This is a genomic window from Psychrobacter halodurans, from assembly GCF_017498075.1.
GTDB classification, from domain to species: domain Bacteria; phylum Pseudomonadota; class Gammaproteobacteria; order Pseudomonadales; family Moraxellaceae; genus Psychrobacter; species Psychrobacter celer.
In genome coordinates, this window is the sequence record NZ_JAGBKN010000021.1 from 33,814 (window position 1) to 44,001 (window position 10,188).

Annotated in this window: 9 protein-coding genes; 6 read left to right on the forward strand and 3 right to left on the reverse strand. The window is 48.1% G+C overall.

From position 1 onward, the window contains the following. The first annotated feature begins 196 nt into the window (after positions 1–196). A complete protein-coding gene (locus J3491_RS09560) occupies positions 197–1,138 on the forward strand; it encodes a transaldolase (protein WP_207970049.1) in 942 nt (313 codons plus the stop codon). Between the two features lie 96 nt (positions 1,139–1,234). Continuing rightward, on the forward strand, positions 1,235–1,738 hold the full coding sequence (locus tag J3491_RS09565) for a hypothetical protein (protein ID WP_207970050.1): 504 nt from the start codon (positions 1,235–1,237) through the stop codon (positions 1,736–1,738). A 152-nt stretch (positions 1,739–1,890) separates the two neighbouring features. On the opposite strand, the gene J3491_RS09570 is transcribed toward J3491_RS09565, so the two are convergent. Then, positions 1,891–2,457, reverse strand: coding sequence for an adenine phosphoribosyltransferase (locus tag J3491_RS09570; protein ID WP_207970051.1), 567 nt, complete (start codon positions 2,455–2,457; stop codon positions 1,891–1,893). Positions 2,458–2,801: 344 nt separating this feature from the next. Between J3491_RS09570 and J3491_RS09575 the strand changes: the two genes are divergently transcribed. Further along, on the forward strand, positions 2,802–2,966 hold the full coding sequence (locus J3491_RS09575) for a rubredoxin (RefSeq protein WP_057759803.1): 165 nt from the start codon (positions 2,802–2,804) through the stop codon (positions 2,964–2,966). A 26-nt stretch (positions 2,967–2,992) separates the two neighbouring features. Next, positions 2,993–4,048: an alpha/beta fold hydrolase gene (locus J3491_RS09580; protein WP_207970052.1), complete on the forward strand. Its 1,056-nt coding sequence runs from the start codon at positions 2,993–2,995 to the stop codon at positions 4,046–4,048. A gap of 151 nt (positions 4,049–4,199) precedes the next feature. Here the strand turns inward: J3491_RS09580 and J3491_RS09585 are convergent, their stop codons facing one another. After that, positions 4,200–5,198 (reverse strand): WG repeat-containing protein, encoded by a 999-nt coding sequence (locus J3491_RS09585; protein ID WP_207970053.1) that lies wholly within the window; start codon positions 5,196–5,198, stop codon positions 4,200–4,202. Positions 5,199–5,386: 188 nt separating this feature from the next. Between J3491_RS09585 and J3491_RS09590 the strand changes: the two genes are divergently transcribed. Continuing rightward, on the forward strand, positions 5,387–6,319 hold the full coding sequence (locus J3491_RS09590; RefSeq protein WP_075102345.1) for a DMT family transporter: 933 nt from the start codon (positions 5,387–5,389) through the stop codon (positions 6,317–6,319). Between the two features lie 100 nt (positions 6,320–6,419). On the opposite strand, the gene J3491_RS09595 is transcribed toward J3491_RS09590, so the two are convergent. Beyond that, on the reverse strand, positions 6,420–7,769 hold the full coding sequence (locus J3491_RS09595) for a solute carrier family 23 protein (protein ID WP_372046638.1): 1,350 nt from the start codon (positions 7,767–7,769) through the stop codon (positions 6,420–6,422). 820 nt (positions 7,770–8,589) lie between these two features. Here J3491_RS09595 and J3491_RS09600 point away from each other — a divergent pair. After that, entirely contained in the window at positions 8,590–10,026 is a 1,437-nt protein-coding gene (locus J3491_RS09600) for an L-serine ammonia-lyase (RefSeq protein ID WP_274539909.1), read from the forward strand. Positions 10,027–10,188 lie beyond the last annotated feature (162 nt).

Genomic DNA, 10,188 nt, shown 5'->3' on the forward strand with positions numbered 1-10,188 from the left:
AGGCTGATGTCGTCAATTCAGCTAATATTGACCTGACTATAGCACAGTTGTGCCCTTGTCTCTTGTCGTCCATCACACTATGAAGCAACAGAGGCTCAAAACTATGTTACAGTTTAATGCCAATCCCTCATCTTACGACAAAAACAAAACCACCCTGTGATTGATAACATCACGTCACTAAAAAAAAGGATCTCTAATGAGCGCATTACAACAGCTTCGTACCATGACCACCATTGTCGCTGATACTGGCGATCTGGCCGCCATTGCGCGCTTAAAACCCATCGATGCTACCACCAACCCAAGCTTGATCACCAAAGCCCTCATCCACCCTGACAACCAAGGCATGCTGGCAGAGACCATGAGTCGCCATAATGGCGATGTCGATGCGGTCATAGACGCACTGACCGTCCAAGTCGGCTGTGATATTTTGGCACTGATCGAGGGACGAGTGTCTACCGAAGTCGACGCGCGCTTGTCTTATGACACCAAAGCGACGATCGATAAGGCCATGGAGTTTATGGAGGCGTATCAAAAGGCAGGAATCGATCCTAAGCGCGTCTTGATCAAAATGGCCGCCACTTGGCAGGGCATCGAGGCGGCGCGCTACCTCGAAACCCAAGGCATCCATTGTAACTTGACGCTTTTATTCGGTCAGCATCAAGCCATTGCCTGTGCTGATGCTGGCGTGACGCTGATCTCGCCTTTTGTAGGCCGTATTTTAGACTGGCAAAAACGCCAGCAAAACCGCCAAAACGTGCCCGCCTCCGATGATATGGGCGTACAATCGGTCAAGCTGATTTATCAATACTACAAGCAGCACGGCTATGGCACTCAAGTCATGGGCGCAAGCTTCCGCTCTACTGAGCAAATACTGGCGTTGGCAGGCTGTGATTTATTGACCATCGCGCCAAACCTTATCGACGAGCTTGCCGCCATGGACACACAAGTAGAGCGTCAGCTATCGCCCAGCATGTCTATGGCGCTAGACGAGATGACCCGCGTCAGTCTAACTCACGAAGAATTCAGCGCCGCCTACCAACAAGACACCGTGACACAAGACCTGCTACCAAAGGGCATTGATGGCTTTATCACTGCTCGTGATGAGCTGGCCAAGACACTAGCGGCCATCCGTGAGTAACTTGTCAGGCCGTGACCTGTCATAAAAGATATTTGCCTGCCGATAACAACTTGGCTATTATGGCCTACTTCAAACAACCAGAAGCAAGGCTTAAGTATGAAACGGCTATCAGTGTTATTGGCAGGCAGTGCTTTGGCACTCAGCGCACAAGCAGTGAACTGGTCAGAGGTGTCCGAGAGTCATTCTGGCTCGGTTTTTAGTGTGGACTTAGATTCTATCGAGCGCTCTGATATTAGCATCATAGATGAAAAGCGTGTCGAAAATATCACCGTCTCAATCCGTCGAACCTACCCAACGCAAGCCAAAAAAAATATAGCAAAAGACAAAGAAGCTGCAAAAGAAGAAAATGCAGAAACAGCGCTCTTTAAAGAAAAACCCATCCATCATAGTGATCAGCAGCTACTGATCTCTTGTAAAGACGCCAGTTACTATCGGCGTGCTTATGTCAATTACGCGGCCAATGACAAAGTCATAAAGTCTTGGCAGTCAGACAAACCCATTTTGACCACAAAAGATTTCAAAATCACCAGCCCTAAGACGATCGGACGCGCCCTCGTAGAATACAGCTGCCAAAACCACGAACAACAAAAAACGGCTTAATTTAGCATGGGCTTTATGCCATGTATCTTAAATGCTATATATCTTAAATGCTATATATCTTAAATGCTATATATCTTAAATGCCATGTATCTTAAATAGCTATGTTGAAAAAAAGCGCGCTGATTATATCAGCATCAGCGCGCTTTTTGATTTTAGGCTTTTAGTACCGTATAAACGGGTACTGGAAACGCTCCATGCAGCGCCGCCAAATCGAGTAATACCAGCGCCCCGACCACAGTATGACCTGCCGAGCGACAAAGCTCGTAAGCGGTGTTCAAGGTGCCACCCGTTGCCAAAATATCATCGACCAGCAATACCCGCTCAGGCGGTAGATTGTTTTGCATCTCAAGGGTGTCTTTACCATACTCGAGCGCATAGGCCTTATTGGCCACAGGTGGCGGCAACTTACCAGGCTTACGCAGCAATATCATACCCTTACCCAAGCGCCCTGCCAACAAGCTGGCAAAGACAAATCCACGCGCCTCGACCGCCCCCAAACAATCAACCTCATCCAAACAGCCTTCTGGTAAGGCGGCCAGCAGCGCATCGATGACTGCATCAACGTGACTGCGCAGTAACGGGGTTATGTCATAAAAATCAATGCCGACTTTTGGAAAGTCTGGTACGGTGCGAATGATCTGCCAAAAAGGATGATCAGTATTGAGCACGGCTGATGGCTGGTTTTCGGTAGTGGTAGAAGTGGCGGCATTGATGCTCATGAGGACCCTTAGCGTGTATGACTTTGATAATAACTGGTGTGAATTTTTCGGTCGTTATTGTAGCATAATTGACCCAATTAATACGCTAAAGCATCGGCTATTATCAGCCTTGATATGCATAAAACCGCGACGCTTGACTTGATAAAAATCTCACAATCTCAATATACAAGTGTAAACTTAACTATGAAAATAACGGTTATATGCTAAACTACGTGCGTTTTTGCTGTCTAAGCGCTGACCGTTATGTGGACACTTGCACACTGTCGTGACGCCCAGTCATTAGCCCTCGCCATGACTGGCGCGCTAAAAAACGGTTACACTAGAAATAATCGATAGGACTTTTTATGAAACGTTATGAATGTATTGTCTGCGGCTGGATATACGACGAAGCACTTGGCTGCCCAGAAGAAGGCATCGCCCCTGGTACCAAATGGGAAGACATCCCTGATGACTGGACATGTCCTGAGTGCGGTGTGGGCAAACTCGATTTTGAGATGCTTGAGCTGTAGTAGACGACCTCTGATTAGGACACTTCATGACACAACCAAATAACATCAATAGTGCCAGATCCCAAGCAAGCCCAGATCCAAGCCTAGATGAGAATGTGGGCCACTATCCTACGCCTGAGTGGCAAAAGTTTGGCGCGCATCAGTGGCATGACTCTGATCTGAGTGACCAGTTGCATCAAGCGATGATCGATATCGGTGACGGTATCGAGCTTTGTGTGGAGGCAGGCGGTAACCCAAACCATCCACCCTTGCTCATGGTCATGGGGCTTGGCTCACAAATGATATTTTGGCCAGAAAACTTTATAAAGCGCCTCATTGATGCCGGTTTTTTTGTGATTCGTTTTGACAATCGTGATATTGGCCTATCGTCTAAAGTGCAAATTGACGGCCTACCGCGTATCAGTCAGCTAAAGATGATGATGCGTCTGCAAACAGGGCTCTCTAACAAGAGCGCGCAAGTGGCCTATAATTTGACCGACATGGCCGAAGACACCGCCCGTCTGATCAAGGCGTTGCAGCTGGGTAAAACCCATCTGCTTGGCGCATCTATGGGCGGGATGATTGCCCAAATCGTGGCCGCTCGCTACCCAAGCTTGGTACAGCGAATGGCGCTGATGTTTACCACCACCAACCGTGCATTTTTAAGACCGCCCAAACCTCGGCAGCTATACACCCTTATCAACCGCCCTGAGAGTCACTCTGAGCGTGATATCGTGCGTCACAGCGTCTGGTTTATGAAGACGGTTGGCACGCCAGGGCATGTCAATGTGCGCATGGTGCGTGAGATTGCCAAGATTCGCTATCAGCGCAGCTTTCATCCGCTCGGGACCGTGCAGCAGCTAAATGCTATTTTGGCATCTGGCTCTATTAGCCGCTATAGCAAACAAGTCAAAGCCCCAACCATTGTGTTACATGGTAGCGCCGATGGCCTCCTGCCAGCATCGCAAGGGCGCGTGGTGGCAAAGACCATCCCCAATGCCAAGTTTTATCTGATCGAGGGAATGGCACACGATATTCCTGAGTATTATCAGCCTTATATGGTGGATCTGATCAGCAGTCATCTGTTGGCGCATCACTCTTAAAGGCTATTTAAAAAGCGCGTACGTCTGAACAAGCGTGTAAGTTTGACTGTCAAAGACAAGCTTGCGCGCTTTTTTATGCCTGCTTAAGTTGTTTATGTTTGCTTAATTTTTTATGCCCACTGACGTATCGTCATGGTATAAAAAAAACGGCTCAATCACAGCCAACGCTGCTGCCTGTTTTATCAATGCACATTTTATTGCCATTTTTTAGATTACCGATCCATGCTTTGCCATCGACAAACACAAACGAGGGCTTGCCTTGATAAGTATCACTTGCCGACACGCCACTATCTGCAAACCGAAACGGAATCAACAGCTCACCACCAAGATTGACAAAACCCCAATCTTCATTGATACGTACGCCCGCCATGCCTTCAGAAAAGGGACGCACCTCATCAAATGAGTAGGTAATCATGGTGACATTTTGGTCATCGACAAAGCCCCATTTACCCTCTTGCTGACGCGGCTGTAGTGTAGTAAATGGACTGATGGGCGGCGCGGATGGCGACTGGCGCGCTTGCGGCGGCTTGTGGTTATTGTCAGCAGGGTCTTTTGCCACATTGCCGCTTTTATCCAGCCAACTGATGTCGCTGTTTTTACGCACACGGGTGATGCCGCCGCGATAATCAGCTACCTCACTAAACGATGACGAAAATGGCACGACGGTTCTGTTGGCGGTATTGATGACGCCGTAGTTACCGTCTTTTTTTACGACGATACGCCCTTCTGATACCGGCCGCGCCCAGCCTTGACGCTCTTTTAGCATATCGTACATAGCAGGCACCACTTCTCGCCCTTTCATATTGAGATATCCGACGTGACCATTACGCAGTACGGGCAGCAACCCCTCTGAGAGGTTATCGGCATCGACCTTTTGATAGCGTGATAGATCGACGATGCGCTTGCCTTTGTTGTCAATCAAGGCCACAGGCGCGCCAAAATCTTTGATAGCCAAAAACAAGCCACTGCTGGCGGTACAAGAGACGTTTTTGTAGTAGCTTTTGGGGATTTTACAGCTGGCAGCTTGTGCTTGCGGTATCACCAGTAACGCACTGACAGTGCTAATGCCAACGCCAGCCGTACACCGCAACATCATTGTCCAAAGGTTAGATACTGCAGGGCGCGGTTTTGATAAAGAACATCGAAACATAATAAACCTAAGCAAATGTCATTCATTGGCATAATTATATACACAGGGGTCCTCGTTTAGATAGCTTTGTCTGCTATCTCATAGAATAATTGTCGCTGAGCCATTTCATTTTGGAAGCAAAACCTCGACAATAGCCTAATCGCTGTAAAATGCTTTTTATCATCATCCCATTCATATAAGGAGACACTATGGCCATCGCCGCATCCCGCTCTGCCCCTATCGGTTTAGTCATAGGCTGTATTATTTTTGGTTTAGGTAGCCTGATCGTCGCTCATGTCGATATCGGTGGTTGGGCGATGTCGTTTTGGCGCTTAGCCATCTCTGGTATTGTTTTTGCCGTATTGGCCAAAATCATGGGGCAACGCTTGCCGCGCTCAGGACGCGCAATTTTTTATGCGTTGTTATCAGGGGCGTTTTTGGGATTGGATTTGGCGCTTTGGCATGAGAGTATTTATGCGGTCGGCCCTGGTATCTCTACCCTACTCAATAGCTTACAGATTTTTTTCTTGGCAGCGATTGGGTTTTTGTATTTCAATGAGCGTCAATCTATCGTACAGCTGATTAGTTTGTTTTTGGCGATGCTCGGTGTGGCGATGATTGGTAGCCCTGAGTTTGCCCATAACAGTGCAGCGACGTGGGGGTTTGTCACTGGTATCGTCTCGGGCGCTATGCTAGCGGCATCGATGACCTTTATCCGTAAGACGCACGATACTGAGCCAACGCCGATATTTATGCTCATGCAGCTGATCAGTATCGGCGGGGTGCTGGCGATGGTTGTGCCAATGTGGGTGTTTGATCAAGGGAGTATCTTGCCCAATACTTGGGCGGAGATCGGCTGGATATTGGTCTATGGTACGGTGATGCAGTGCTTGGCATGGGGACTCATTGCTTACTCTATTCCCAAGCTGTCATTGGCCTTGACGGGGTTACTATTGCTCTCTGAGCCCATCGCTGCTTTGGTGATTGATTATAGCTGGCTGGACAAACCCATCAATACTTTGCAGTGGGCTGGTGCGCTACTCACCATGTTTGCTATTTATTTGGGTTCACTCAAACCAAAGCCACGCGCCCTACGCCGTTATCGTTTTTTTTCACGGTTTTATAAACGTGACTATAAATAATCCCTGTCTGCTACTTATCACCTTCTATCGCTCCTTTAAACGCACTACAAAAAAACGCCCATACTATAATAGTATGGGCGCTTTTGTGGCCGGATACGGCCTATTTGGCCGCTGCACTAGTGTCAGCGGTTTTGTCAGAGCCTTTATTAAACAACGCATTTAACACGATAGCAGCCAAAGTTGCCGTGCCGATGCCGCCCAAATCAAACCCGCCTAAGTGCAAGCTAAAGTTACCTGTCCCCATGATAACGGTAATAGCCGCGATAATCAGATTGCTGTTTTTGCTAAAATCGATGTGATTATCGATCCAAATCTTTGCCCCTGCAATCGCAATCAGACCAAATACTACGATAGAAGCACCGCCTAGTAAGGCCGCTGGTATCGTCTGAATAATGGCACCAAACTTTGGCGATAAGCCCAGCAAAATAGCCACCAACCCTGCCACGACAAATATCGTCGTGCTATAGACCTTGGTTACGGCCATGACACCGATGTTTTCGGCATAGGTAGTGACACCAGTGCCACCAAACCCTGCCGAGAACGTCGTGGCCAGCCCATCTGCAAAAAACGCGCGGCCCATATAAGGCGTCACGCGCGCTTTTGTCATACCCTCAACGGCCTTAAAGTGTCCTAAATTTTCGGCGACTAGGATAAATGCCACCGGCGCGATAAGAATAATGGCGCTCATCTCAAAGCTTGGGGTATGAATTGTTGGTAACCCAAACCACGATGCGGCGGCGACACCACTAAAATCAATCGCCGTGCCGAAGCCCAAAACATTGGTCATCACAAAATAGGCCACATAAGACAAGATCAAGCCCACCAGCAACAGCAAACGGCGCAGCATACCACGGGTAAATACCGCCACCCCACTGATGAGTAATACCGTCAGCGTCGCCATCCAAGCATCAAACTGATTGGCCGACACCCCTTGGATGGTCACTGGCGCTAGGTTTAGACCGATAATCATCACAATAGCCCCTGTGACAATGGGCGGCATCAAGCGTTCAATCCAGCCAGTGCCCGTCTTCATCACCAGTAGCCCAATCAGCGCATAGACGATACCACATGCCATGATACCGCCTAAAGCGACACTCAAATTATCATTGAACCCTGCCCCTGCATAAGCGGTCACTGCAATGACAGGTCCGATGAACGCAAAGCTTGAGCCCAGATAACTTGGCATACGCCCGCCTGTGATCATAAAAAACATCACAGTACAGATACCCGACATCAAGATAGCCAGATTGGGGTCAAACCCCATCAAAAGCGGTGCCAACACCGTCGCCCCAAACATGGCAAAGGTATGCTGCACCCCTAACAAGACGCTTTTTGAAGGCGGTAGATATTCATTGATACCGACAGGATCGCGGTCTAAGTCGCCTTTATAAGGTCGCCATGTCGGAAACCAGCGGCCATTGTCAAAATCTGAATGAAACGGCTGACCCATGGCTGCTGGGTCGATACCCGCTGCCTCTAAAGCGTTTTGTGCCGGCTTATCTTGAGCGCTTTTTTGGGAAGATGAAGGATGTTCTGTTGGCGATGACATGCGCGCGTCCTATGTGAGCTGGAGTGGTGAGGAAAAACAAGGGCGTGTCTCAATTTTAGTCAATAGCTACTTACTTAGCCTAAAAATAAAAACACTTTAATAGAATGATACTATGCAGCAATATTGTGATTTATAACATCATGATTTATAACACAAATCGACTCTTTTGCTTTTTTGCAATTTAGACTTATTCTTTTATATTTCTTGCTAGCAAACCAAAAGTATTATTTGTTATGATGGCTGTGTTTTACCGGATGTGGCAGGGTCGATATGTTGCCGATATGTTCAATAGTTAATTCGAAATAAAACAGATACATTATATGCCAACGTGGAACTGGTATAAATTTTACGGGCGTGCTGCGCCTGCGCTGTTCGATGCTACATAAAACTCATCCCAGTCCTACTGTATCGTTTTTATACAGAACTCACTATACTAAAGATCTAAGTTGGCGCTGTCTTACTGTCCATCTGCCTATCAATTACTGACTTACAGGATGTTACACAACCGTTGGCTGGAAGCATAATAACGGAGTTTCTTATTAAATAAAAGTTATTATTCAGCGGCTATTTTTGTTCTTCGATTTCCATACATCCACCACCACTGCGCCATATGCATCGTATATGGGTGATTATCGGTAGTGGCTGGCTATTATATATTGACTCAAAGTGCGTAAAGCAGGCTATCTTGTCTGCCCAGTCACTGATGACTTTTTGGTAATTTATTATGATTAGTGTTTTTGATTTATTTAAAATTGGTATCGGGCCATCAAGCTCGCATACCGTCGGCCCGATGGTCGCGGCCAATCTTTTTTTGACCTCACTGATAAAGCAGGCTGAGTTAACGACCATCCAGCGTATCGAGATTGAGCTTTATGGCTCGTTGGCAGCCACTGGCAAAGGCCATGCCACCGACACGGCCATACTACTTGGCTTACTCGGACATACACCCAGTACGATTGATACGCGTTTGACCAGTGATTATCTAGCGCCTATTTTTTCAGCCAAACAGTTGGCCCTCTCAGGCATGCATACGATTGACTTTGATACAGAGCACGATATTCACTGGTATGATGAGACGGTGTTGCCTTATCACCCAAACGCCTTGACCCTGCGCGCGACGCTAGCAGATGATAGCAGCTATCAGCAGACTTACTACTCAGTTGGCGGCGGTTTTGTCATCAATGAAGAGGACGCCACCAACCCAGACGAAGACCATGCCAGCCCTACGATAGCTAGTGTGCCGTACCCCTTCAATAGTGCCGCAGAGCTACTAGAGCAATGTCGTCAGCATGAGCTTAGTATCAGCGAGCTGGTGCTGGCCAACGAATGCCACTTTCGTGATAAAACAGCGGTCTTTGAATATTTGGATCAGATTTGGGCGGTGATGCAAGACTGCGTCACACAAGGCTGTGACAATGGTGGCATCTTGCCGGGTGGCCTAGATGTCAAACGCCGCGCTAAAGACTTGCACCAACAGCTAGACGCTGAAAAAGACCAGCCGATCGCCAAAACCGACAAACTCGCTGCCATGGACTGGGTCGATCTGTACGCTCTGGCAGTCAATGAAGAAAACGCCAATGGTGGCAAAGTGGTCACTGCGCCGACCAACGGTGCAGCGGGCATTATTCCAGCGGTGCTACATTATTACCGTGATTTTTTGCCCAACTATAGCCAAGACGGCGTGCGTAAGTTTTTATTAAACGCCACCGCTATCGGCAGCTTAATCAAACAAAACGCCTCCATTTCTGGCGCTGAAGTTGGCTGTCAAGGCGAGGTTGGCTCCGCTTGTGCGATGGCAGGCTCTGCTCTAGCCGAGATTATGGGTGGCTCGCCAGCCAAATGCTTAAATGCGGCCGAAATCGGCATCGAGCACAACTTAGGCTTAACCTGCGATCCTATCGGCGGGCTGGTACAGGTGCCTTGTATCGAGCGCAACGCCATGGGCGCAGTCAAAGCGATCAATGCGGCGCGTCTGGCCTGCCGCGGTAATGGCCAACATTTCGTCTCACTAGATAAGGTGATTGAAACCATGAAAGTGACTGGCGCTGACATGCTCGATAAGTATAAAGAAACCTCACGTGGGGGGCTGGCAGTGTATGCTGACAATCGTATACCGACGGCCACTCATGGCGTCAGTGTAAAGTACAGCCAGTGTTAGTCGTCATTTTATGAGGTCAGCATACTAGGGCGTGTCCTCAATTCAACCGATAGCCATCTAAATGGGTTAAAAATGGCTAAATCTGGCCAAACGGTGTCAAATAGCTGACTAATATCTCGATATTATCTGCGCTATTTTCCTTGTTTGACGGCGATTTATCTC

Bases quoted from the DNA above. Each gene is read 5' to 3' on its own strand.
- J3491_RS09560 (WP_207970049.1), top strand. From the start codon at position 197: ATGAGCGCATTACAACAGCTTCGTACCATGACCACCATTGTCGCTGAT.
- J3491_RS09565 (WP_207970050.1), top strand. From the start codon at position 1,235: ATGAAACGGCTATCAGTGTTATTGGCAGGCAGTGCTTTGGCACTCAGC.
- J3491_RS09570 (WP_207970051.1), bottom strand. From the start codon at position 2,457: ATGAGCATCAATGCCGCCACTTCTACCACTACCGAAAACCAGCCATCA.
- J3491_RS09575 (WP_057759803.1), top strand. From the start codon at position 2,802: ATGAAACGTTATGAATGTATTGTCTGCGGCTGGATATACGACGAAGCA.
- J3491_RS09580 (WP_207970052.1), top strand. From the start codon at position 2,993: ATGACACAACCAAATAACATCAATAGTGCCAGATCCCAAGCAAGCCCA.
- J3491_RS09585 (WP_207970053.1), bottom strand. From the start codon at position 5,198: ATGTTTCGATGTTCTTTATCAAAACCGCGCCCTGCAGTATCTAACCTT.
- J3491_RS09590 (WP_075102345.1), top strand. From the start codon at position 5,387: ATGGCCATCGCCGCATCCCGCTCTGCCCCTATCGGTTTAGTCATAGGC.
- J3491_RS09595 (WP_372046638.1), bottom strand. From the start codon at position 7,769: ATGGGTCAGCCGTTTCATTCAGATTTTGACAATGGCCGCTGGTTTCCG.